A 23,729-nucleotide genomic window follows, 5' to 3' on the forward strand; every position below is an offset into this window, starting at 1 on the left:
GGTCAGACCTCGCGGCCGAACAGCCGCTCGGCGGTGAGCCCCGGCTCGGCGAGACCGTCGAGCGCCGCGACGATCGCGCGCTCCTCCCAGCGGAAGTGCGACTCGAGGATCGCGGCCAGTCCGTCGATGTCGCTGCGCGCCTGCGCGAGGTCGTCGCTGCCGGTCAGCACCGCGTCGATGCTCTGCAGGATCCCCGCCACCACGTGATGGTCGCGGGCGAGCCCGTCGAGCGTGTCCTGGAGCTCCGGGTACTGCGCCGCCAGGGCGGGGAACGCCGTCCCGTCCTCGCTGGTGTGGTGCCGACCGACCGCCCCGCAGAACGCGACGCAGTGGCTGCGGAGGTCGGGGGTGAGCGCGGAGGTCTCGTCGAGCTCGTCGAGGAGCCGGTCCAGCTCGTCGCGCAACCGGTCGTGCGTCTCGACGAGCTGCTGCCCCCAGGCTGCGAGACGGTCGGGGACGGCTGGCACCCCGCCACCCAACACGCCCACGACGTCCCCGTCAACGCGCGGTCGCTCCGCCCCGCGGCCCACGAACTCGTCAGTCCCCGACGAACTCGTCCGTCGCAGCAGACGAGTTCGGCCGCAACCGACGAGTTCAGCTGCACCCGGTCACCCGGGCGGACCTGTCCCGTGTCGCGCGCTAGGTTGTCGCCATGGCTGACCGCGCTGAAGACCCCCGCTCCGCACCGCCGATCCGCTGGGGCATCCTCGGCGCCGGCAACATCGCCGCGACGTTCGCGGCGGCCGTGAACGCGCACACCCGCGCGCAGCTGGTCGCCGTCGGGTCGCGCAACCGGGACCGCGCGCAGCGGTTCGCCACGGCGCACGGCATCCCGACGACGCACGTGGGCTACCGCGAGCTCGTCGAGGACCCGCAGGTGGACGCCGTCTACATCGCGACGCCGCACTCCGAGCACAAGGAGCAGGCGCTCCTGGCCATCCGCGCCGGCAAGCACGTGCTCGTCGAGAAGGCGTTCACGCGCAACGCGGGCGAGGCCGAGGAGGTGTTCGCCGCCGCCCGCACCGCAGGGGTGTTCGTGATGGAGGCGATGTGGACGCGGTTCCTGCCGCACGTCTACGCGCTGCACCAGGTCATCGACGCCGGGGAGATCGGCGAGATCATCAACCTCTCCGCCGACCACGGCCAGGCGTTCACGTACGACCCGAAGAGCCGGCTGTTCGACCCGGCCCTCGCGGGCGGTGCGCTGCTCGACCTCGGTGTCTACCCGGTGTCGTTCGCGCACGACTTCCTCGGCGTCCCGGACGCGGTGCAGGCCGTCGGGCAGCTGACGCCGACCGGTGTCGACGGGCAGATCTCGATCGTCCTGTCCTACGGCGACCGGGCGCAGGCCACCCTGTCGACCACGCTGTGGGCCAAGACACCGACGATCGCGACGATCTCCGGCACCGAGGGCAACATCTGGGTCAAGGGCAGCTTCTACGCGCCGACGTCGTTCCGGGTGCAGCGTCTCGACGGCCGCGTGTGGGACTTCGACCAGCCCGGCACCAAGGGCCTGCAGTACGAGGCCGCGGAGGTCGCCCGCCAGGTGGCCGCCGGTCAGACGCAGAGCCCCCGCCTCACGTGGGACAACACCCTCGAGGTGCTGCGGACGATGGACACGATCCGCTCGCTCGTCGGCGTCAGCTACCCCGGGGAGTGACGTCGGACCCGACGGCTACCCTGACGCACGTGACGACGCTCCCTGGCTTGTTCCTCTCGTTCGAGGGCGGCGACGGCGCCGGCAAGTCGACGCAGGCGCGGCTGCTGGGCGACTGGCTGACCGGGCTGGGACGTGAGGTCGTCCTGACGCGGGAGCCCGGCGGCACCGAGCTCGGCCTGCTGCTGCGCGACGCGGTCCTGCACGGCGACCACGTCGACGCCCGCACCGAGGCGCTTCTGTACGCGACCGACCGCGCGCACCACGTGGCCTCGCTCGTCCGCCCGGCGCTCGCCCGCGGCGCGGTGGTCGTCACCGACCGCTACCTGGACTCGTCGGTGGCCTACCAGGGCAGCGGGCGGGACCTGGGGGCCGACGAGGTCGAGCGCCTCTCCCTGTGGGCGGTCGACGGGCTGCTCCCGGCGCTCACCGTCCTGCTGGACCTCGACCCGGTCGCGGGCAAGGCGCGGCTGACGGGGGACCCGGACCGGCTGGAGCGTGCGGGCGACGAATTCCACCGGCGCACCCGGGAGGCGTTCCTCGGACGCGCCGAGGCCGAGCCGGGGCGCTGGCTCGTCCTCGACGCGACGCAGCCGGTCGACGAGCTGGCGTCGGCGATCCGGGCCCGGGTGGCCCCCCTCCTCGGGGTGACGCCGTGAGCGTCTGGGACGACGTCGTCGGCCAGGAGCCTGCCGTCGAGGTCCTGCGGCACGCGATCGAGGACCCGGCCGCGATGACCCACGCGTGGCTGCTCACCGGACCGCCCGGCTCCGGACGGTCCAACGCGGCCCGGGCGTTCGCCGCGGCGCTGCAGTGCGCGACCGGCGGCTGCGGCACCTGCCACGGCTGCACGACCACCCTGCGCGGCCTGCACCCGGACGTCACCGTCGTCGCGACCGAGGGCGTGTTCATCCGCGCCGAGACGGCCCGCCCGCTGGTCGAGCTCGCGCAGCGGTCCCCGTCACAGGGACGGCACCGGGTCATCATCATCGAGGACGCCGACCGCCTGAACGACACCAGCGGCAACTCGCTCCTCAAGGCCATCGAGGAGCCGGCCGGTCGCACGGTCTGGATCCTGTGCGCCCCGAGCCCGCAGGACGTCCTGGTCACCATCCGCTCCCGCAGCCGCTCCGTCGCGCTGCGGGTGCCGCCCGTCGACGCGGTCGCCGCCCTGCTGGTGTCGCGCGACGGGATCGACCCCGCGGTCGCCGCCGTCGCGGCACGCGCGGCGCAGAGCCACGTCGGGATCGCCCGTCGGCTCGCCCGGGACCCCGAGGCCCGCGCCCGGCGGTCCGCGGTGCTGGGCATCGCGGCGAAGATCCGCGGCGTCGGCGACGCGGTGCTGGCCGCGGGCGAGCTCGTCGAGACGGCGCAGGCCGATGCCAAGGCCGCGACCGAGCAACGGGACGCCGAGGAGAAGGCCGAGCTGCTGCGGTCCATGGGGGCTGAAGGTGCGGCGACGCTGCCACCCGCCCTGCGCACCCAGGTCCGGCAGCTCGAGGAGGACCAGAAGCGCCGGGCCACCCGCGCGCAGCGCGACGTGCTCGACCGCGCGATGGTCGACCTGCTCTCCCTCTACCGCGACGTGCTCGTCGTGCAGCTCGGTGCCGGCGTCGAGCTCGTCAACGTGGAGCACGAGCAGTCGGTGCGCGCCCTCGCGGAGTCGAGCACCGCCGAGCAGACCCTGCGCCGGATGGACGCCGTCGGCCAGGCCCGCACCCGCCTGGCGGGGAACGTCGCCCCGCTGCTGGCGGTCGAGGCGATGGCGGTGGCACTGCGCCCGCAGGGCTGACCCGGCCGACTGTGCAGATCGGGTGACGGTCCCGCGCAACCGGCGGACGCGGCGCCGGCCGCTCAGTCTCGACGGCTACCGTGTGCGCATGCCGCTCTCCGCCCGCCTCGTCGCGCCCACGAGCGTCGGACGCGATCCGCGGCACCGGCTCGCCGTGGCCCTCGTCGCCGCCGGCCTCCTCCTCGTCGTGCTGCTCGCCGGGTGCGTGGCGCCCAAGAACCAGGCGGCCGGACCGGCGCCCGGCACGACCCCCGACGCTCCGACGGCCGAGGTCACGGGTGACCTCGCGCGCTACTACGGCCAGCAGCTCGAGTGGACCACGTGCGCGGAGGGTGAGTGCGCCACCGCGCAGGTTCCCCTCGACTACGCCGACCCCGCAGGACCGTCGATCGGGATCGCGCTCGCCCGCGCCCGGGCGACCGGCGGTGAGCCGATCGGCTCCCTGCTGCTCAACCGCGGCGGACCCGGGGCGTCCGGCGTCGACTTCGTCAGCCAGGTCGCTGGCATGGTGAGTGCCGACATCACCCGGCAGTTCGACCTGGTCGGCTTCGACCCGCGCGGCGTGCAGCGCTCGAGCCCCGTCGAGTGCGTCGACGGCCCCGGCCTCGACGCGATCCTCGCCTACGACGCCGACTACTCCACCGACGCCGGGATCCAGGAGGTCATCGACCTCTACGGCGGCCTCGGTGCCGCGTGCGAGCAGAACACGGGTGCGCCGCTGGGTCACGTCGACACGACCAGCACCGCCCGCGACCTCGACGTGCTGCGCGCGGCACTCGGCGACGAGACCCTCACCTACCTGGGCTTCTCCTACGGCACCGCGCTCGGCGCCACCTACGCGTCGCTCTTCCCGGAGAAGGTCGGCCGGCTCGTGCTCGACGGCGCCCTCCCGCCCGACCTGGCCTCCGCCGAGGCCGCCGAAGGTCAGGCCGTCGGCTTCGAGAACGCGCTGCGCGCCTACATCGAGGACTGCCAGGCCGGGAACGGGTGCCCCCTCGACGGATCGGTGGACGACGGGCTCGCGCAGATCACCGAGCTGTTCGAGCGGGCGGAGGCCAACCCGCTGCCCACGGAGTCGGACCGCGTCCTGACCAGGTCCCTGGCGTTCTACGGGATCGCGCTCCCGCTGTACGCGCAGTCGTACTGGCCGTACCTGACGCAGGCGCTGACCGCCGCGATCGACCAGAACGACGGGACCATCCTGCTCGCGCTGGCCGACCAGTACGCGGACCGCCAGCCCGACGGCACGTTCAGCACCAACTCGATCGTCGCGTTCTACGCGATCAACTGCCTCGACGGACGCGACTCCGCGGACTTCGACGTGATGCGTGCAGAAGCCGCGCAGATCGAGGCCGCCGCCCCCACCGTCGGCTACTTCTTCGGCTACGGCGGCACCGTGTGCGCGCAGTGGCCCGTGCCCGAGGTCGGCGGCCTCGACTCCTACGCCGCCGAGGGTGCTGCCCCGATCCTCGTCGTCGGCACCACGAACGACCCGGCGACGCCCTACCGGTGGGCCGAGCAGCTCGCGGAGATCCTCTCGTCCGCCACGCTCCTCACGTACGAGGGCGAGGGCCACACCGCCTACGGGTCCTCGAACGACTGCATCGCCGACACCGTCGACGCCTACCTGCTCACCGGGGCCGTCCCCGCGGAGGGCACCCGCTGCTGAGCCTCCGGTTGCCGCGCGCACCTCGACGGGCGACGGTGGCCCGATGACAGCACTGTTCCGCGACGACGTCCGCACCCGACGACCCGGCGCCGCACTGGTGGCACGGTCAGCGCTGCTCGGCTGGGCCGCTGGTGCCCGCGCGTCCCTCGGGCTCGCCGGCCCGACGATCGCCGGCGCGCACCGCCCGGTGGTCCGCGCGGTCGCGGCGCTGGGCGTCGTCGGCGAGCTGATCGGCGACAAGCTCCCGACCGCACCGAGCCGGCTCGACCACGGCGGCGGCCTGGTCCGGGCGACGTCGGGCGCGATCGGGGCGAGCATGCTCGCGACACGCGGCGGCGAACACCCGGTCATCCCCGCGTTCGCCGGTGCGATCGGCGGGCTCGCCGGCGCCTACGGGGGAGCTGCCTGGCGGGCGTGGGCGGTCGGTCGGCTCCCCGCCTGGCAGGCAGCGGTCGCCGAGGACCTCGTGGCGCTCACCGCTGCCACCATCGCCTGCGGCGCTCGCTTTGGAGCGCCGGGGGTCGGCCAGGTACAGTAAGCGGGCTCGCCGGGGTCCATGGGTCCCGACGACGCCGCCTTAGCTCAGTCGGCAGAGCGTCTCACTCGTAATGAGAAGGTCAAGAGTTCGATTCTCTTAGGCGGCTCCACCTCGAAGGCCCTGTGACCAGCGGAGACGCTGGCCACGGGGCCTTCGTCGTCGGGCTGGAGTGGCGATCGGCGTCGCAAAGCTCCACGCAGGCCTTCGCCTTCCCGCCGGCGCCGCCCGCCCGGTCGACGGCGTCCCTCGTCCTGGCGGGGACGGGGTCGCGGAGGTCGTCGACCCTCGACAGTGCGGGTGACGTGGGTGTCTGACGTTCGTCAGCTCGTCGGGACGAGTGTCGTGAGGAAGGCGGTGGCGAACGGCGCGAGGATGCTCAGCGCGGCGATCGGTGTCCGCAGGACACCTGCTCGCAGGCCGAGGTGGTTGAGGAACCGGTCGCGGGTCTCGACGTACTCGGCGGTCGGCACCCCGGTGGGCGGCTCGCCGAGCGCCAGGTCGACGAGGGTCGTCGCACGGGTGCGCCAGCCCACGACGAGCGGGGCGACGAGCGCTGTCGCGACCGCGGCCAGGAACGCTCCGTACGCGAGGACGAGCACCGCCGGCGACTTCTCCTCGGTGGTCGCGCCCGAGCTGAGCGCGGCGAGGCGCAGCGTGCCTGTGTTGAGCACGGCGGTCGAGAGGATGACAGCGAACGCGATCGCACTGTCCTCGATGGTTCTCCAGGTGCGGTGCAGCGCGGCGGTCGCCGCCAGGATCGCGGTGGCGTCGTACTGCGGCTCCACGCCGGCGTCGTCCCATCGGGGCGGGTGCACAGCCGCGACGGCACGAGTGACGCTGTCGTCGTCGTGCGTGTGCCACACGAGCAGCGTCCAGGGAGCAGCCGCCGCCCAGCCGACGGCGAGGACCACGAGGACGGCAAGGAAGATGACGACGGAGTCGTCCTCGGTGAACTTGGTGTAGTGCGTGGCGGTCTGGAGCATGGCGGTCGCGAACATGGCGATCGCGACGTACCGGGCGAGGGCACCCGACCAGAGGCGGATGCCGGCGCGCCGCACGCGACGGACTCCCGCGCGCAGGACGACCACCCAGGCGAGCAGGCCGATCAGGACGAGCGCGGCCCAGATCGCGAACCACCCCGTGGTGATCGGTCCGCCCGACCGCTCGTAGAGCCAGACCGTGACGACGTACAGGGGCGATCCGACGAGCAGGAACATCACCGGCGCCCAGCCGCCGGGGTGGGTCGTCTCCGTCATGGCGCCTCCCGGCCCGGTACCCGTTCTCGCCCTCGGACAGAGGAATCCGCGCGCTCCCGTCTGATACCTCTGGTCGGGGCGACGACGTGACCTTCGAGTCGGGTGGGAGGCTGGCGGTCACGGCACCTGGTCGGGGTTCCTGCCAGCGCTACGACGACGCCGGTCGGCCGTCAGACCTGCGGTGCGGACCGCGCCCGGAAGTACTCCGACGACGCCGGACGCCACAGCAGCACCAGGATGGTGACGGCGAGCACGAGGGACACCACCTGCATCGCGATCGTGATCCCGGTCCCGGTGGTGAGGCTGTAGACCGAGCTCAGGACACCGAGGCCGCCGAAGACCGTGGCGAGCACCCGGGCCCACGACTTGCCGGCACCGTTCGCGGCAGCCATCCACAGCCACAGGCCGACGCCGACGAGGCCGACGACGGTCGCGAACGCGAGGGAGATCGTCGTGGCGGACTCCACGTCGTCCGGCGACAGGGTCGGGCTCGCCGCGGCGAGCTGGTCGCTCAGCTGGCTCCTGGTCGCCCACGCGACGATGATGCCGACGACGCTCAGCGCTGCGCCGACGTACATGAGCTGCACGGCCCGCGTCACCGACGACGGCCTGTCGACCGACGCAGCGGTGACCGGTTCGGCGCGGTACTGCGGTGCGACGGGCATCGACGATCCGGCGCCGCTCGCGGTGGTGTCGTCCATGTGCGGGTCGCTGTGTGCCATGCGGGTCTCCTGGTGCAGAGTGCGGTGAGGTCGGGCACCCGGACGCTATCGGGTTCGCTGGTGGCGCTGCAGCCTGGTTCCAACCCGTGTCGTCGCAGCGACAGACGTCGGCGAGCCCCTACATTGCAGACATGGCAGACATCCTGTTGGGCATCCTCGCGATCGTCGCCGGGGGCGTGATGCTCTTCGCGGGGCAGTTCGTGCTGCGGCTCGTCCTGCCGATCTGGGGCTTCTTCGCCGGGTTCGCCTTCGGGGCGGGGCTGTTCGCCTCGCTCGCGGACGAGAGCTTCCTCGGCACGGCGTTCGGCTGGGTGTCGGGGTTCGTCTTCGCCGTGATCTTCGCGGTGCTCGCCTACCTCTACTACGCGGTGGCCGTGATCCTCGCGATGGCGGCGTTCGGCTACGTGATCGGCGCGGGGCTGATCGTCGCCCTGGGGATCGACTGGAGCTGGGTCGCCGTGCTGTCGGGTGTGGCCGTCGGCGCGATCTTCGGGATCGTGTCGGTCGTCGGGAACATGCCGATGGTGGTGCTCGCGGTGGCCAGCTCGCTCGCCGGTGCGGTCAGCGTGGTCGCCGGCGTGATGCTGCTCGTGGGCACCCTGAACTCCGCCGACCTCGAGGACGGGAGGTTCAGCAGCGCGCTCGACGCCAGCTGGACCTGGTGGGCGCTGCTGCTCGTGCTGGCTCTGATCGGTTTCGTCGCCCAGACCCGGCAGAGGGTCGCGGTGCGCCGCAGCGTCGACGAGGCATGGCACGCGCAGAGCCGCACCGCCTGATCAGCTCGTCGCGCGAGCTCGGTCTTTGCGTTCACCGGTGACACGTGTCACTGTATGGGAGCGCATCCACGGCTGCATCGACGCAGCGTGCACGTCCGCCACGGACCGGCCCACGCGCTCGAACGAAGGACATCGGCAATGGCGTCGCAGACCGTCACCCCCGCACCCGCGGGCGAGCAGCCCGAGGTGCTCGACGTCCCCGTCGCCGGGCTCGTCGACCTCGACGGACGCCGCTTCTACCGGATCACGTCCTACGACGACCTGCCGCCGTTCTTCATGACCCTGGTCGGCGCGAGCGACCTGTGGCTGTTCATCTCCAGCACCGGGGGCGTCACAGCCGGGCGCGAGGAGGCCGACCGAGCGCTCTTCCCGTACTCCACCGAGGACAAGGTCTCCGCGGGCGCGGGCCGGACCGGTGGGCTCACGCTCCTGCGAGTCGGCACCGTCTTCTGGCAGCCGTTCGCGCCGCGCCGACCGGGCGACCCGGACGTCGAGCGCCACCTCTACAAGGACCCGCTCGGCACGACGCTCGTGTTCGAGGAGACCCGGCCCGACCTGGGGCTGCGCGTCCGGGTGACGTGGACGACCGCTGCCCGGTTCGGCGTCGTGCGCGAGGTCGAGGTCGCTTCGATGACCGACCGGCACCTGCGGACCGAGGTCCTGGACGGCTTCGTCGACCTCCTGCCCGCGGGAGTCACCGTGCAGACGCAGAGCGAGTTCAGCAGCCTCCTCGACGCGTACAAGCGTGCCGAGGTCGACCCCGCGACCGGCCTCGGGCTGGTCTACCTGAACTCGACGCTCACGGACAAGAGTGACCCGAGCGAGTCGCTCTCGACGACCGTCGCGTGGCAGGTCGGCCTCGTCGACGCCGACCACCTGCTCTCGGTCCGGCAGGTCGGCGAGTTCGCGACCGGCCGCCCCGTCGTCGCGGAGCACGAGGTCCGCGGCGAGAAGGGTGCGTACCTGGTCCGCGCGGACCTCACGCTCGCCCCCGGTGAGCAGCGCCGCTGGAGCGTCGTCGCCGACGTGGACCAGAGCGCCGCCGACGTCGTCCGCCTGCAGACCCTGCTCGCCGACCCCGTCGCAGCCGCCCTCGCGCTCGCCGCCGACGTCGCGGGCACGCGCGCGCACCTCGACCGGCTCGTCGGGACCGCGGACGCCGCGCAGGTCACGGGCGACGAGCTCGCCACCGCCCACCACCGCGCGAACGTCCTGTTCAACATCATGCGCGGGGGAGTCCTCGTCGACGGGTACGCCGTCCGCACGGCAGACCTGCGGGCGTTCGTCGGCCAGCGCAGCCCGCTGACCCTCGACCGCAGCAGGGCGTGGTTCGACGACCTCGCCGCGACCGAGCAGATCGACGGCCTCGTCGAGCGGGCCGACGCGTCCGGCGACCCGGACCTGCTGCGGCTCGTGCGCGAGTACCTCCCGCTGACGTTCAGCCGCCGGCACGGCGACCCGAGCCGCCCCTGGAACAAGTTCCGGATCGCCCTGACCGGCGAGGACGGCGAGACGCTCGTCGACTTCCAGGGCAACTGGCGGGACATCTTCCAGAACTGGGAGGCGCTGGCCTGGTCGTTCCCGGAGTACGTCGAGTCGATGGTCGCGGTGTTCCTCGACGCCACGACGGCCGACGGCTACAACCCGTACCGCATCTCGCGCTCCGGCGTCGACTGGGAGGTGCCCGAGCCGTCGAACCCCTGGGCGAACATCGGTTACTGGAGCGACCACCAGGTGATCTACCTGGTCAAGCTCCTCGAGGCGTCGCGACGGTTCCACCCCGGTCGCCTGGAGGCGCTCGTCGACCGCGCCGTCTTCACGCACGCCGACGTCCCGTACCGCATCGCGACGTACGACGAGATGGTCGTCGAGCCGATCGCGACGATCTCCTTCGACACCGAGGCCGAGGAGCGGGTCCAGCGGCGCGTCGCGACCGAGGGTGCCGACGGGCGGCTCGTGCATGGCACCGACGGTGACCTCGTGCGCGTGTCGCTCGGCGAGAAGCTGCTGCTGACCATCCTCGCGAAGGTCGTCAACCTGGTCCCCGACGGCGGCATCTGGATGAACACCCAGCGCCCCGAGTGGAACGACGCGAACAACGCGCTCGTCGGCAAGGGCCTCTCCGTCGTCACCCTCGCCTACCTGCGCCGCGCCCTGACCCTGGCCCAGGACCTGCTCAGCCAGGACCTCACCGTGACCAGCGAGCTCGCGAGCCTGCTGACAGACGTGCACGCCGCGCTCAGCGAGCCCGTCGAGCAGGCGGCCACCGGGTTCGACGGCCAGGGGCGACGGGCCGTCATGGACGCCCTCGGCTCGGCCGGCACCGCGTACCGAGCGCGCGTGTACGCAGGGTTCAGCGGCGAGCACGCGACGATCCCGGTGCGCGCCGTGCAGGCGTTCCTCTCGGACGCGACGGTGTACGTCGACGCCGCGCTGCGGGCCAACCGTCGCGAGGACGGTCTGTACCACTCGTACAACCTGCTGGACCTGCGCGACGGCGCGACCGTCGGTCGCCTGCAGGAGATGCTCGAAGGCCAGGTCGCCGTCCTGTCGTCCGGCGTCCAGACGCCCGCCGAGGCACTGGCGCTCGCCCGGGCACTGCGCCGCAGCGCGCTGTACCGGGCGGACCAGAACTCCTACCAGCTCTACCCCGACCGCGAGCTCCCGACCTTCCTGGTGCGCAACCTGATCACCGCGGAGCAGGCGGCCTCCGCACCCCTGCTGGCGACGCTCGTCGCGGCCGGCGACACGACGGTCGTGCTGCGCGACGTGCGCGGCGACCACCGCTTCGCGCCCGGGCTGCACAACGCACGCGACCTCGACGCCGCCCTCGACGCGGTTGACGTCCCCGGGGTCGCCGACGGCCGCCACGCCGTCCTCGACGTGTTCGAGCAGGTGTTCCGGCACGCCGAGTTCACCGGCCGGTCCGGCTCGTTCTTCGCCTACGAGGGCCTGGGCAGCATCTACTGGCACATGGTGTCCAAGCTGCTGCTCGCCGTGCAGGAGAACCACGACCGCGCGGTCGCCGAGGGCGCCGACCCGGCCGTCGTCGCCGGTCTCGCCGACGCGTACGAGGACATCCGGCTCGGCCTGGGCTACTGCAAGACCCCCGGCGAGTACGGCGCGTTCCCCGTCGACCCGTACTCCCACACCCCCGCCGGCAAGGGCGCCCGGCAGCCCGGCATGACCGGCCAGGTCAAGGAGGAGATCCTCACCCGCCTCGGCGAGCTGGGCCTGCGCGTCGAGAGCGGTCGCGTCGTCGTCCGGCCCGTGCTGCTGCGGGCCGACGAGTGGACGTCCTCCCCGACGACCTTCAGCTATCACGACCTCGCCCAGCGCGAGAAGACCCTGACGCTCCCCGCAGGCTCCCTCGCGTTCACGTTCTGCCAGGTGCCCGTCGTCTACCGCCGCACCGCCGCACCCGGTGCGACGCCGACCGTCGTCGCGCACCTCGCCGACGGCACCCGCGTCGAGGGCATCGACGGCGCCCTGGACACCGACGTGAGCGAGCGGATCTTCCGACGCACGGGCGACGTCGTCCGCGTGGAGGTCGAGGTCCCCACCCGCTGACGTCCGGCTCAGCCCGGCGGGTACCGGGCGTCCCACTCGGCGGAGAGGTAGGGCATCCGGCCCTCGCGGCCGAACGTCCACAGGAAGTCGTCGGCGCGTCGGTGGAGCTCCGCCAGAACGTGCGGTGGCACGTCGACGTCGGGCGGACGACCGAGCGCGCCGCGCAGCTGCCCGGTCAACGACTCCACCGTCGCGAGACAACCGGCGTCCACGTCCGACGCCTGAGCATCCCCGTCCGGCCCGTGCATCACCCGGGCGACGGCTTCGGCGACGCACTCGGCCGCAGTCGTCGGGACCCTGCGCGAGCCGTCGACGGCCTCGAGAAGTGCTCGGGCGAGAGCCGGGTCGCCCGCACCCGACGCGGCCGCCGCACACTCGGCGGCCGCCGCCTCAACGTCCGTCCCGCGCACCAGCCGGTCGACGAGCATCGCGACGCACCCGCCTACTGCCCCGTCCACCCCGCTGCCGCGGGTGCCGGCCATGATCTCCACGCCCTGCTCGAACGGCGCGTCCGTACCGACCAGACCCGCCACAGCGGTCGGGACGCACGTGCCCCAGCCGGTGCCGCCGGTTCTGCTCGAGCCACCGCCGAGGACGTCCGGGTCGTACCCGAAGAGAGCCGAGCCGACGAAGGCACCGTCGGGCTCCACATCGAAGTCACCGTGCAGGGAGCACCACCTGCTGATGTTCCGGGCGTGCAGGTCGCTGACCGAGACGAATCCTCGGTCGAGCACGCGCCGGTACGAGCGGATCAGGGTGTCTGCGGCCAGCACGGCCAGGCACGCGTCGACGCTGACTCCCGTCGCGAAGGCGCCCACCAGGACTCCGCGTGTGCGAGCGGTGAGCTCGGCGTCCGGTTCGCCGAGCGACGCAGAGGTGTCCGACGACGGCCCGACATCGGTGTGGGCCGCCCGGAACCGTGAGTACGGCCGGCGCGTCGCCCGCCCGACGAGTCGGAACACCGTGTTCGCCGCGGCCCACCCGAGCCGTTTCATGAGGGCCCCCGGTTGCCGGCACGGATCGACGATCGACACCGTCCTCCGCGACGGCTGCCGGGTCAACACAGTCACAGGTGTTCGCACCTCAGAATCGGGACAAATAGGTCGCGATTCTGTACACCCGGTTTCGAACGCGACGCGCTCAGCCCTCCACTGCGGTGCGCAGCCGTGCAGGGCCTGAGCCCGGTCGGCATCGAGGTCGACGAGATCCCGCCGGCAGGGTTCTCGTCCGGCGACCACTCCGTGCTGACCGTTGCGCCGCTGAAGTACGCCGGCCGGCAACCGCAGGCAGCCCGACTCGCGGAGTCGGCCGCAAACGTCAGAGACTTCCTGGTCGCGAGGCTCAGCCAGTCCGCGAACAGGTAGCCCGGATCCCTGCGGATCCGGGCCCCCGTCGTCAGTCGCCCTTCACGTTGACGATCTGGTGCAGGACGTGGCGGAGCTCGACGAGGTCGGCGGCGTCGGCCATGACCTGGTCGATGTCCTTGTACGCCGCCGGGATCTCGTCGATGAACGCGTCGGTGTCGCGGTACTCGATGCCGGTCATGGCCTCGCGCAGCTGCTCGTGGGTGAACAGCCGACGCGCGGCGGACCGCGAGTGGTTGCGGCCGGCGCCATGCGGCGACGAGTTCAGCGAGAGCGGGTCACCCTTGCCGGTCACGACGTACGACGCGGTGCCCATCGACCCCGGGATCAGCCCGGCGTCACCGACACCGGCCTTGATCGCGCCCTTGCGGGACACCCACACCTTCTTCCCGAAGTGCTTCTCCTGCTCGGTGAAGTTGTGGTGGCAGTTGACGCGCTCGGCCTCGACGACGGGCTCGCCCATGTGCTCGGAGATGGCGGCCACGACGCGGTCCATCATCTCCTCGCGGTTGAGCAGGGCGTAGTCCTGGGCCCACCGCAGCTCGCGGATGTACGCCCAGAACTCGTCGGTGTCCTCGACCAGGTACGCCAGGTCGCGGTCGGGCAGCGTGATCCACCACTTCGCGCAGAGGTCGGCGGCGACCTTGATGTGCCGCTGCGCGATGCGGTTGCCGACGCCGCGGCTCCCGGAGTGCAGGAACAGCCACACGGTGCCGGCCTCGTCGACGGTGACCTCGATGAAGTGGTTCCCCGACCCGAGCGAGCCCAGCTGCAGCCGCCAGCGCGGGGCGTCGGCACCCGGGTCGAAGCCCGCCTCGTCCGCCCTCGCCTCGAGCGTCGCGACGCGGCCGGCCGCGGTCGACGTCAGCCTCGCGTTCACGCCACCTGCCGACAGCGGGACCGCCTTCTCGATGGCCTGCCGCAGCGTCGCCAGCGACCCCCGCCCACGCACCTCGTCCGCCGTCCACTGGGTGCGGACGGCGATCATGCCGCAGCCGATGTCCACGCCGACGGCGGCGGGGATGATCGCGCCCAGCGTCGGGATGACACTGCCGACCGTCGCGCCCTTGCCCAAGTGGGCGTCGGGCATGAGGGCCAGGTGCGGGTAGATGAAGGGGAGGGTGGAGGTGGCGACTGCCTGGGCCCGGGTGTTCTCCTCGAGGATCGATGCCCAGCTGATCAGTCGCGGGCTGAGGTGCTCGCGTGTCATGAGGCGGGAGCCTGTCACGGCGATCGCGTGACGTCGCCGTCATTCCCCGGACACCACCCGGCTGGACCTGCCACGATCTGCCCGTGACCGACACGGAGGTGCTGCCCCCCGACCTCGCGCCGCCCGCCGACGGCCCGCCCCTCGCCTCCTGGCTGCGCCGCGTCGTCGCCGCGCTCCTCGACGGGTCGATCCTCGGCGGCGCGACGTGGATCGTGCTCGGCCCGGGGGGTTCGGGTCCGTCGCTGACGCCGACCTTCGACGTCGATGCCACAGGTGGCGTGGACGTGGTCGGGTGGTTCACCAGCCCGTGGCTCGTCGGGCTCCTGGTCGCGATGCTCGCGCTGCAGGGCTGGACCGGTGCCACCCCGGGCAAGCGGGTGGCGGGCGTCGCGGTCGTGCGGGTGTCCGACGGGCTGCCGGTGGGGTTCCTCGCGTCGGCGCTGCGGGTCGTCGCGCACGTGCTCGACGCGATCTTCCTCATCGGGTACCTGCGGCCGCTGTGGAACGCCCGCAAGCAGACGTTCGCCGACTCGATCGTCGGCACCCTGGCCGTCGAGACCCGCGAGCCTCCGGCGCACCCGTGGTTCGCGCGGTTCCGACGGGAGCGGTCGGTGTGGCGGTCGGCCGTGGTGAACGTCGCGGCGATCGTTGTGTGCGCGCTCGGCGTGGCGTTCTCGGCGTCGCAGACCACGACCGGGTCCGTGCAGACGTCCGACGTCCCGTGCGTGGAAGGCGTGCAGACCGCGACCGCGTCCGTCGCAGGCTCACGGGAGGTCCTGGCCTACGTCGACCAGCGGCTGTGGCTGACCCGGCCCAGCACGGACCTCTCGCAGACCCGGCTGAGCATCGGCTGGACGTGGTACGACACCGACCTGATGTCGGTCGACCGCATGGTGGCGACCGACATCCTCGACGCCGACGGGCAGGTGGTGACCGAGCACGAGCAGGAGCCCGGCGCTCGCAGCATCGCCGTGCTCGACCCCGTGACGATCGAGGCCGCCGACCTCGAGAACGCAGGCCGGGGCTGGACTGTCGAGTCCCGTCTCGTCTCCAACGGCGCCACCGTCGCGTCGTGCATGGTGAGCCAGGAGGACTGGGACAGCGCGGGCCAGGGCTGACCGGACGGGCGGGGTCATCGGCCCTGCGGGCGCCTCCCGGGCCGGAACGCGGCGACGGTGAGGACCACCAGCCCGGCCGCGACGGCGTAGGCGACACCGTCCCCGAGCGAGGCGTACCAGGTGTCGTACCCCTGCGTCGGCACCGCCACCACCAGGGTCTGGTCGTCGGACACGAAGTAGTCGCTCTTGTGACCGAGCAGTCTGCCCTGCCCGTCGGTGGCCAGCGAGACCCCCTGCCGGGTCGGCCGCACCAGCGCCACCCCGTTCTCGACCGCACGGAACGGCGCCTGCTGGCCGTGCCACGCCGCGATGCTCTCCCAGTCGCTGGACGGCACCAGCAGGATGTCCACGTCCGCCTGGCCGGCCTGGCGCACCAGGGCCGGGAAGAAGTCGTCCTGGCAGATGATCGTGGCGAGGCGTCCGTAGGGCGTGTCGACGCTGGGGATCACACCCGGGCCCGCCTCGTGCCCGTCGCCCGGCACCGGCCTGGACTTCAGGTAGTCCCAGACGATGTCGCCCTGCGGGTCCAGCAGCACGGCGTGGTTCTCGTTGACCGGGCCGCCGTCGGAGCCGCGGTCGGCGGACAGCTGGACGATCATCGAGACCTGTACGTACACACCGTGCTCGCGGGCGAGCCGGCCTGCCCGCGCCACCACGTCCTCCTGCTCCTCCTGGAGCGTCAGTGCCGCCGCCTCGGACCACGCGATGATCCTCGCGCCCGCCACGGCCTCGCGCGCGGACCTCTCGAAGAGGTCGTCGAGCACGGGCGCGAAGTACTCCTTGCTCACCGCGGCACGTCCCGACGGATCGCCGGACCCGATGTCAGGTGCGGAGTAGGCGAGGTCGATCAGCCGCCGGTCGGGCGCCAGCGCCGCCACCCGCACCGTCTCGCTCCTCGGCGACGCGAAGGCGAGCTGCGCACCGCCGAACAGCAGCGCGGCGGCGGTGACGGCGACGAGGAGCATCGCCGGTGCCTTGACTCCCGGCCCGGACCACCCTCGCTCCCAGAGCTGGTTGACCACCGGGGCGAGCCAGCTGACGAGGAACGTCAGCGCCCAGATGCCGGCGATAGACACCACCTGCAGGAGCGGCAAGGACCCGTACTGCGAGTACGCCGTGCTGCCCGCGGTACCGAACGGGTTGCCCATCGTGCCGAGCAGCTCCGCGGTCGTCACCGCCGCCGGGAACACCAGCGTCCGGGAGATCCCGTCCAGCCGCGGCGCCAGGAGGCGGTCGACGGCGAACGGCAGGGCTCCGCCGAATCCGAGGGTGAGGACGAACAGGTAGTAGCCGGATCCGTCGACGACCGGGAGGAACCCGTTCCGCAGCCCCACCAGGAGGGCGCAGGAGATCGCGACGACCAGGACGGGCAGCCCGACCACGGCGCGTTGGCTGCGGCTGAAGCGCAGCAGGAACACCGGTGCCAGCCACGCCGTCAGCGGGATCAGCGTCTGCAGGCCGGCGAAAGGCAGCAGTGCGGTGCCGACGACAAGCCACACCCACGACCACCGTCGGACCGCGCGGGACGCGGGGGCGTTCGGGTCGGTGGGTGGCGCGACTGCGTCGGCTGTCTGGACGGCCATGACGGCTCCTCGGGTTGTCGGTGAGGAGGTGCCCTCCTCGCTCCGTCCGCACCGTCGCGCGCACCCGGGCGGGCCCGCACCACCCTGCGCGCAGGACACCCCGGGTGGGCCGGACGGCCGGTCACCGGCGGCGTGGGGGACCATGGTCGCGGTGCAGCGCCGGAGCCCGGCCCGCGGGTACGGCATCGTGCGTCCGACCGGAGGCCTCCATGAGTGATCAGGTGCGCGGGCGCGGCCCTCTGCTGGCGGGCAAGCTGGTCCGGCCGGCGGCGCCTGCCGTGCTGGTGGAGCGGCTGCGGTTGCTGGACCTGCTCGACGCCGCTGCCGACGTGCCTGTCACGGTGGTCGCGGCCGCTGCCGGGTGGGGCAAGTCCACGTTGCTGAGCTCGTGGGCCTCGACCACGACGACGTTGGCAAGCACCGCGTGGGTCAGCTTCGACCGCGCCGACGACGAACCCTCGCGCTTCTGGACGTACGTCGCGACCGCCCTGCGCACGGTGGTCCCGACGGCTTCCGCGGGTGCGTTGGCGGCGCTGGCCGTGCCGCAGGTGGATCCGCTGGACGCAGCCGTCCCGGAGCTGCTCAACGCCCTGGCCGGCCTGACCGATCGTCATGCCCTGGTGCTGGACGACCTCCATGAGCTCGGTGCCCGGCAGATCCATGAGGGTCTCGAGCTGTTCCTGGACTACCTGCCGGTCGGCTTTCGTGTTCTCGTCGCCAGCCGCGGGGAGCCTCCGCTGCCCGTGGCGCGGCTGCGGGCGCGCGGTCGTCTGGTCGAGCTGGGACCCGACGACCTGCGGTTCACCCGCGGCGAGGCATCGACGCTGATCGCGGGAGTTACCCAGGCGGCGCCACCCACAGGGCTGGACGACATCGTGGCCGCGACCCAGGGGTGGGCCGTCGGGCTCGTGCTCGAGGCGCTGTCGTTGCGCGACCGGCGGGGCCGCGACGGGGCGGCAAGGCGCTCCGGGGTGCACCACGCGGTGGACTACCTCCTGAGCGAGGTGCTCGCGGGCCAGAGCGTGGACCGGCGAACGTTCCTCCTCCAGAGCGCGGCGCTGGCGAGGATGAGCGGGTCCCTGTGCGACTGGGTACTGGAGCGCGACGGCTCCGTCGAGCACCTGAGGGACCTGGACAGGGCCGGCCTGTTCACCACGGTCGTCGACGAGGACGAGGAGTGGTACCAGTACCACCCGCTCTTCCGCGCGGCACTGCTGCAGAAGCTGAGCGATCCCGAGCGCGTGGTGCAGCTCCAACGACGTGCCAGCGACTGGTACGCGGCGCAGGGGTTCGTCGAGGAGGCAGTCCGGGCACTCCTCGAGTCGGGTGACCGGGCCGGTGCCGCCCGGCTGCTGTCCGCCAGTGCCGCGGAGTTCCTCCGCGTCGGCTCCGTCGGCACGTACCTCCAGCTCGGTGAGCAGCTCGGCGAGGAGATGGCTGCCCGATCGCCTGCGCTGGCGCTGTCCCTGGCCTGGGCGGCGGGTTCCACTGGTCGGCTCCACCGTGTGCCCCGGTACCTCGAGCTCGCTGACGCCGGTCCCGACGGGGAGTCGACCCCAGGGTTCGTCTCCCTGCGGGGTGCCGCGGCCGCGTTGCGGTCCGTGTACGGGGCGGACGGTGATCCCGACGCTCCCGTGACCTACGCCCGTGAGGCGGTCGCGCTGGAGATCGACCGCACCCTGCCCGGTTGGGTCGTCGCCCGCGTGGCGCTCGGTGGTGCGCTGCTCGCTCGGGGCGACACGGTCGAGGCGCTCGGACCGCTGGAGGAGGCATGGGGATCGCCGGCCACCGCGCTGCTCCCCGCGGTGTCGCGGCTGGAGATCGCCGGCCTCCTGGCCTGGGCCCTGGCGCAGCCCGCAGGGGACTGGCCTGACACCGACCTGGATCCTCAGCAGCAGGCACGGCTGCGGAACCTGCTGACCACGACCAGCGCCGAGGCGCAGGCCACCGAGGGAGCGCTGGGGGACGCGGCTGCTCCGGGCGTCGGACTGCTCCACGCGGCCGGCGGCCAGCTGCACCTGGTCAGCGGGCGGCCCGGGCCGGCGCTCACGGAGCTCCGACGCGCGGGCGACCTGGTCGCGGTGCACGCCCACCCGGCTCTGGTCTCGCTCGTGCTGGCGACGCTCGCCGTGGTGGAGGTGGCGCACGGCGACAAGCGGACGGCACGCGGCGCGATCGAACGGGCGCGGGCCGCCCTGGCCGACGGGCCTGTCGTGCCGGTCGCGTCGGCCCGGCTGGAGGCCGCCGAGGCCCGCGCCGGGCGGAGCGCCGCCGACGGTGCACAGCGGGTGCTCGGGGAGCAGCTGACCGACCGGGAGCTGTCGGTGCTCCGCGCACTGCGCGGACCGCTCACCCAGCGGGAGATCGGGCGCGAGCTGCACCTGTCCGTCAACACCGTGAAGGGGTACACCAAGAGCCTCTACCGCAAGCTGGACGTCGTCTCCCGCTCGGAGGCGGTCGCGGTCGGGCGCGAGCTGAACCTCTGCTGATCCTCGGACCACCCGGGGTGGGCGACGGGTGGGTGGTCCGGCGACACCCGGAGGTCGACGACGCTGCACGCGTCCGCACACCACCGCGCCAGCCAGGGAGCTCCCATGGATCGACACCTGCCCGCACCGTCCCCGTCGCCGTCAGCCGACTTCGGGGGAGCCGCTCGTCACGTCGATCTCGACGGTCCCGTGCAGTATCGCGACTTCGGCGGTCCGCCCGGCGCGCCGGTGCTGCTGTGCCTGCACGGCCTGGGCGGGTCGGCGCTGAACTGGGCGGTGCTCGCGCCCCGGCTCGTCGCGACCCATCGTGTGCTGGCCCTGGACCTCCTCGGGCACGGCGGCACCGGGCCCGGTCCCGGCGGCGGGGCTGACCGGGCCGTGGCGGCACAGCTCGACGTGGTCGGGCGGTTCGTCGACGAGGTCGTGCGCGCACCGGTGACGCTCGTCGGACACTCCATCGGAGCGATCCTGGCGATCCTGCACGCCGGGGCGACGCCCCGGCAGGTCGACCGGCTGGCGCTGCTCAGCCCTCCGGTGCCTCGCCGGACGCGGTGGGCGCTGGACCTGCGCCTGGCGTCGAAGCTCGCACTCCTGCGTGCACCGGGCACCGCGGCGGGGGTCCGGCACCTCACGGCCCGGCGGGCTCCCACCGAGCTGGTCCGGGAGCAGCTGACCCGGGCGACGCCGCACGTCCAGCGGATCCCGGCACACGCCGTCGACGCCTCGGTCGCGGAGGCGGTGAGCCGGGCGGCGCGACCCGACGCCGGGCGAGCGGCCGCCACACAGTGGGACCAGACGCTCGGGGTCGTCTCCCTGCTGATGCACGTCGGGCGGTGGCGCGCGACGATCGCAACCGTGCCGCCGCGTGCCCTGTGGCTGCACGGGACCGATGATCCGCTCGCGGGCGCCGCGCCCGCCCGGGCGCTGGCCGCATCTCGACCCGACTGGGACTTCGTGGCGCTCCCCGGCGTGGGGCACCTTCCGCACCTCGAGGAGCCCGGTCCGGTCGCCGTGCGGATGCTCGCGTGGCTGACCACCGACTGCTCGTCGCCCGCCGATCCCCGGGGCTGACCTGCACCCCTGCATCCCGCTACGGTGACGCCCATGGACCGTCGCCCTCCCGTGCAGGTGTTCCTCGGTGTGCTGATCGTGACGGTCGGGGTGATCGCGCTGCTGATCCAGCTGGACCTCGTCGACCTGAACCTCGGGCAGCTGGCCGCCGACTGGTGGCCGCTGATCGTCATCGGCGTCGGCGTGGTCGCCCTGGTCACGGTGCCGCGAGCGTGGATGGGTCCGTCGGTGATCATCGCGGTCGGGGTGTTCTTCCTGCTGCGGACGCTCGACATCATCGACATCAACATCTGGGAGCTCTGGCCCGTCGCCGTGATCCTGGTGGGGCTGTCGCTGCTCACCAGCTTCGGCCGGCGGAACTCGGACGAGGACACCATCAACTCCACCGTCATCTGGTGGGGGTCGGAGCGCAAGACGCGGTCGCGGCAGTTCAAGGGCGGCAGCCTGACGGCGATCATGGGCGGCATCGAGGTCGACCTGCGCGAGGCGGACATCGTCGACAAGGCGGAGATCGCGATCTTCGCCCTGTGGGGCGGGGTCGAGGTCAAGGTCCCCCCGACGTGGCGCGTGCGGGTCAGCGGGCTGCCGCTGCTGGGCGGCTGGGAGGACAAGACGACCCTCCCGATCCAGGACGGCGCACCGGAGCTGATCGTGCACGTCACCGCCATCATGGGCGGGGCCGAGATCAAGAGCTGACGCCGTGCCCTCCTACCGGGTCACCGCCGCGATCGGCCTCCTGCAGCCCGGGGTCGCCGCGCCCGACGTCCTGCCGGACGCGGTCGCCGTCGCGGAGGCGATGACGACCGTCGAGGCGCACGACGTCGCCGTGGTGCGCGGTCAGGCGCGTATCACCGTGCGGTTCCAGGCCGACGACGACCAGACCGCGCGACGCGTCGGCTGGGCGGTGCTGGCGCGGCTCGACGAGCTCGCGGACATCAGCGGGCGCAGCGTGACCCGCCGGTTCGGCTCGCGGTGGTACCCGGTCCGCGCGCAGACCTGAGCCGTCACCCGCGGTCGATCGTGAGGCTGCCCAGCCCGCCTGCGACGGTGATCTCGTAGTGGTCGTCGGCCTCGTCGAAGCCGTCGGTCGTCAGGACCGTGCCGGCGCCGATCCCCTGGGTGGACTCGCCGTCGACCTGCGCGCTGCCCGCGCCGGACGTGACGGTCACCCGCGCGCCGACGCCGTCCGGCAGGTGGATCACCAGGTGGTCCGCGCCGGCGCGCTGCTCGATCGGCACGGTCCCGCTCGGCTGGGGCAGCGTGAGCTCGATGCTGCGCGCGCCGCCGTCGAGCACGACTCCCGACACGCTCGTGGCGCTCAGGTCGGCGTCCACCGTGTCGGCGCCAGCGCCCAGGTCGACGGTCCACGCGACGTCGTCGGCCAGGCGGACGACCACGGCGCCGCCGTCCAGGGCGAGCACCTGCGTGTCACCGGACTGCTCCGCCGCCGGGCGTGAGTCGGGGCCGGTGGCGCGGACCTCCAGCAGGTCGCCCGCGGCGGCGTCGGTGCCGAGCGTGATCGACGACGCGTCGCCCGTCAGCGAGAGCGCCGCGTCGTCCACCGTCCCGCGATCGACCGTGACCGGCTCCTCGCGGTCGACGTCCTGCCGCTCGACGCCGTCGTCGGGGCGCGGGTTCGGGTCGAAGCACCCTCCGACGAGCGACAGGACCGCGGTGAGCAGGGCGGCGAGGACGAGTCTGCGCATCCCGGGACGCTAGTGGCGGCCGGTCGTCGGCGCTCGTCGAGAGTCGGCTACCCCAGCTCGGCGGCGGCCTTCGCGATCCGACGCTCGCGCGTCTCCGACGTCTTCGCTGCCTCGATCGGCTCGACGATCGCCCGCTGCCGGCTGAACGACAGGGCGTCGAACGCGGCGCGGGCGGGACCGGCCAGCGCCGCCGCGAGGTCGTCGGGGACCTCGACCGTGCGCGGGGCGTCGTCGTGCTCGATGTCGACGTCGACCTCCTGGCCGGCCTCGACCCCGGCGGCCGCACGGTTCTCCGCACTCAGCGGCAGCATCGTCTCGCCCCGGTACGGCGTGACCGTGCTCCGGTAGGAGTGGCCGTTGATCGTCACGACGACGGGGAACCGTGCCCCGCGGTCCATGGCCGCGACCGTCTCCGGCGGGACAGGGATGCCTGTCGCGGACTTGCCGCTGAGCTGGATCGTGCTCCGGAATCGCATGCTCGCACCCTAGTCACGCGTCGCCGCGCACGAGCCGGCCCGCTGCGGACGCGGCACCGAGCCACGTGTGCGGGTTGCGGTCCCAGCACCAGCCGAGCTTCGCGCGCCGCTCGCTGATCCACACCGCCGGCACCCGCTGGTTGGTGCCCGTGCGCGAGGCCAGCAGGGAGAAGCACTTGTTCGGGCGGAGCATGTCGGGACGCACGACGACGAGCGCGACCCCCTCGTCGATGGTCAGCGGGGTGCGCCCGCGGCCGGTGATCGTCACCAGCGCCTCCTCGGGCCGCACGTTGCAGAGCTCCGACCCGGTGTCGACGCCCCACAGCAGGTACGGCTCCGTAGGTACCTCGACGTCCGGGAGAGGGCGGTAGGTCGGGGCCTCGTCGCGGTCGATGACACTGACCCCGAGCTTGGTGCCCCGCCGCATCGCCGGGGCGACGTCGTTGACGTCCAGCCCGGGCAGGATGAGCACGAACGGCACGTCGTCGCCCTCGACGGCGGGCGGCGTCGACGGCGTCGTCGCGACCTCCGCCAAGGGCGCGAGCCGGGCGCGGAACGCGTCGGTGTCCTCGCCCAGGAGCGTCGCGACGCCGAGCTCGACGTACGCGGTGATCTGGCGGTCGAGCTCGGCGCGGACGTCGGCCGACGGGTCGAACGCCGTCGCTGCCGCGGACGGCGGGGCGGTGACGGTGGGCAGGTGCGGGTCGACGACGGTGACGGGGACGCCCATGG

General features: G+C 73.0%; 22 protein-coding genes and 1 tRNA gene. 14 read left to right on the forward strand and 9 right to left on the reverse strand.

Annotated features, from left to right (window positions below; genetic code table 11):
• Positions 1 to 2: 2 nt before the first annotated feature.
• Positions 3 to 467: a hemerythrin domain-containing protein gene (locus ASF78_RS11935; RefSeq protein WP_056589343.1), complete on the reverse strand. Its 465-nt coding sequence runs from the start codon at positions 465 to 467 to the stop codon at positions 3 to 5.
• Positions 468 to 652: 185 nt separating this feature from the next.
• On the opposite strand from ASF78_RS11935, the gene ASF78_RS11940 reads away from it, so the two are divergent.
• From ASF78_RS11940 to ASF78_RS11965, 6 genes are all read left to right on the forward strand, one after another.
• Positions 653 to 1,660 carry a Gfo/Idh/MocA family protein gene (locus ASF78_RS11940; RefSeq protein WP_056589345.1) on the forward strand — a complete coding sequence of 336 codons (1,008 nt, stop codon included), beginning with the start codon at positions 653 to 655 and terminating at the stop codon, positions 1,658 to 1,660.
• A 29-nt stretch (positions 1,661 to 1,689) separates the two neighbouring features.
• Entirely contained in the window at positions 1,690 to 2,316 is a 627-nt protein-coding gene (gene tmk, locus ASF78_RS11945; RefSeq protein ID WP_056590804.1) for a dTMP kinase, read from the forward strand.
• Positions 2,313 to 3,449, forward strand: coding sequence for a DNA polymerase III subunit delta' (locus ASF78_RS11950; protein WP_056589349.1), 1,137 nt, complete (start codon positions 2,313 to 2,315; stop codon positions 3,447 to 3,449). Before tmk ends, ASF78_RS11950 begins: the two co-directional genes overlap by 4 nt.
• A gap of 88 nt (positions 3,450 to 3,537) precedes the next feature.
• Entirely contained in the window at positions 3,538 to 5,118 is a 1,581-nt protein-coding gene (locus ASF78_RS11955; RefSeq protein WP_056590807.1) for an alpha/beta hydrolase, read from the forward strand.
• Positions 5,119 to 5,161: 43 nt separating this feature from the next.
• Positions 5,162 to 5,656, forward strand: a complete 495-nt coding sequence (locus ASF78_RS11960; protein WP_056589352.1) for a hypothetical protein — start codon at positions 5,162 to 5,164, stop codon at positions 5,654 to 5,656.
• A gap of 33 nt (positions 5,657 to 5,689) precedes the next feature.
• Positions 5,690 to 5,765 (forward strand) — tRNA-Thr (locus ASF78_RS11965).
• A gap of 211 nt (positions 5,766 to 5,976) precedes the next feature.
• On the opposite strand, the gene ASF78_RS11970 is transcribed toward ASF78_RS11965, so the two are convergent.
• The gene (locus ASF78_RS11970) at positions 5,977 to 6,912 is read right to left on the reverse strand and encodes a hypothetical protein (protein WP_056589355.1); all 936 of its coding nucleotides are present in this window, start codon (positions 6,910 to 6,912) and stop codon (positions 5,977 to 5,979) included.
• A gap of 170 nt (positions 6,913 to 7,082) precedes the next feature.
• Entirely contained in the window at positions 7,083 to 7,634 is a 552-nt protein-coding gene (locus ASF78_RS11975) for a hypothetical protein (protein ID WP_056589358.1), read from the reverse strand.
• Between the two features lie 131 nt (positions 7,635 to 7,765).
• Between ASF78_RS11975 and ASF78_RS11980 the strand changes: the two genes are divergently transcribed.
• Both ASF78_RS11980 and ASF78_RS11985 read left to right on the forward strand, forming a co-directional pair.
• Entirely contained in the window at positions 7,766 to 8,410 is a 645-nt protein-coding gene (locus ASF78_RS11980) for a hypothetical protein (RefSeq protein ID WP_056589361.1), read from the forward strand.
• Between the two features lie 138 nt (positions 8,411 to 8,548).
• Positions 8,549 to 11,980: a hypothetical protein gene (locus tag ASF78_RS11985; protein ID WP_056589364.1), complete on the forward strand. Its 3,432-nt coding sequence runs from the start codon at positions 8,549 to 8,551 to the stop codon at positions 11,978 to 11,980.
• Between the two features lie 8 nt (positions 11,981 to 11,988).
• On the opposite strand, the gene ASF78_RS11990 is transcribed toward ASF78_RS11985, so the two are convergent.
• Complete coding sequence (locus ASF78_RS11990) at positions 11,989 to 12,975, reverse strand: hypothetical protein (protein WP_056589368.1); 987 nt, start codon at positions 12,973 to 12,975, stop codon at positions 11,989 to 11,991.
• Between the two features lie 171 nt (positions 12,976 to 13,146).
• Between ASF78_RS11990 and ASF78_RS11995 the strand changes: the two genes are divergently transcribed.
• Entirely contained in the window at positions 13,147 to 13,344 is a 198-nt protein-coding gene (locus tag ASF78_RS11995; RefSeq protein ID WP_056589371.1) for a hypothetical protein, read from the forward strand.
• Between the two features lie 31 nt (positions 13,345 to 13,375).
• Here the strand turns inward: ASF78_RS11995 and ASF78_RS12000 are convergent, their stop codons facing one another.
• Positions 13,376 to 14,554 (reverse strand): RtcB family protein, encoded by a 1,179-nt coding sequence (locus tag ASF78_RS12000; RefSeq protein ID WP_056589374.1) that lies wholly within the window; start codon positions 14,552 to 14,554, stop codon positions 13,376 to 13,378.
• An 83-nt stretch (positions 14,555 to 14,637) separates the two neighbouring features.
• Between ASF78_RS12000 and ASF78_RS12005 the strand changes: the two genes are divergently transcribed.
• Positions 14,638 to 15,672, forward strand: a complete 1,035-nt coding sequence (locus ASF78_RS12005; RefSeq protein ID WP_056589377.1) for an RDD family protein — start codon at positions 14,638 to 14,640, stop codon at positions 15,670 to 15,672.
• A 14-nt stretch (positions 15,673 to 15,686) separates the two neighbouring features.
• Here ASF78_RS12005 and ASF78_RS12010 read toward each other — a convergent pair whose 3' ends face one another.
• Positions 15,687 to 17,255, reverse strand: coding sequence for a nitrilase-related carbon-nitrogen hydrolase (locus ASF78_RS12010; protein ID WP_056589380.1), 1,569 nt, complete (start codon positions 17,253 to 17,255; stop codon positions 15,687 to 15,689).
• Between the two features lie 209 nt (positions 17,256 to 17,464).
• Here ASF78_RS12010 and ASF78_RS12015 point away from each other — a divergent pair, with 209 nt between their 5' ends.
• The 4 genes from ASF78_RS12015 (at position 17,465) to ASF78_RS12030 (ending at position 21,815) form a co-directional block, all read left to right on the forward strand.
• Positions 17,465 to 19,744: a LuxR C-terminal-related transcriptional regulator gene (locus tag ASF78_RS12015; RefSeq protein ID WP_156374148.1), complete on the forward strand. Its 2,280-nt coding sequence runs from the start codon at positions 17,465 to 17,467 to the stop codon at positions 19,742 to 19,744.
• Positions 19,745 to 19,849: 105 nt separating this feature from the next.
• On the forward strand, positions 19,850 to 20,815 hold the full coding sequence (locus tag ASF78_RS12020; protein ID WP_082495009.1) for an alpha/beta fold hydrolase: 966 nt from the start codon (positions 19,850 to 19,852) through the stop codon (positions 20,813 to 20,815).
• Positions 20,816 to 20,848: 33 nt separating this feature from the next.
• Entirely contained in the window at positions 20,849 to 21,511 is a 663-nt protein-coding gene (locus ASF78_RS12025; RefSeq protein WP_056589388.1) for a LiaI-LiaF-like domain-containing protein, read from the forward strand.
• Positions 21,512 to 21,515: 4 nt separating this feature from the next.
• A complete protein-coding gene (locus ASF78_RS12030; RefSeq protein ID WP_056589392.1) occupies positions 21,516 to 21,815 on the forward strand; it encodes a hypothetical protein in 300 nt (99 codons plus the stop codon).
• A gap of 4 nt (positions 21,816 to 21,819) precedes the next feature.
• Here ASF78_RS12030 and ASF78_RS12035 read toward each other — a convergent pair whose 3' ends face one another.
• Genes ASF78_RS12035 through ASF78_RS12045 form a run of 3 tightly spaced genes read right to left on the reverse strand, consistent with a single transcriptional unit; the run spans position 21,820 to position 23,727 of the window.
• Positions 21,820 to 22,521 (reverse strand): hypothetical protein, encoded by a 702-nt coding sequence (locus tag ASF78_RS12035; protein ID WP_056589396.1) that lies wholly within the window; start codon positions 22,519 to 22,521, stop codon positions 21,820 to 21,822.
• A gap of 47 nt (positions 22,522 to 22,568) precedes the next feature.
• Positions 22,569 to 22,997 carry a YdeI/OmpD-associated family protein gene (locus ASF78_RS12040; protein WP_056589399.1) on the reverse strand — a complete coding sequence of 143 codons (429 nt, stop codon included), beginning with the start codon at positions 22,995 to 22,997 and terminating at the stop codon, positions 22,569 to 22,571.
• A gap of 13 nt (positions 22,998 to 23,010) precedes the next feature.
• The gene (locus ASF78_RS12045) at positions 23,011 to 23,727 is read right to left on the reverse strand and encodes a DUF5701 family protein (protein WP_200940597.1); all 717 of its coding nucleotides are present in this window, start codon (positions 23,725 to 23,727) and stop codon (positions 23,011 to 23,013) included.
• Between the last annotated feature and the right edge of the window lie 2 nt (positions 23,728 to 23,729).

This window comes from Cellulomonas sp. Leaf334, from assembly GCF_001424195.1.
Lineage (GTDB): Bacteria > Actinomycetota > Actinomycetes > Actinomycetales > Cellulomonadaceae > Cellulomonas.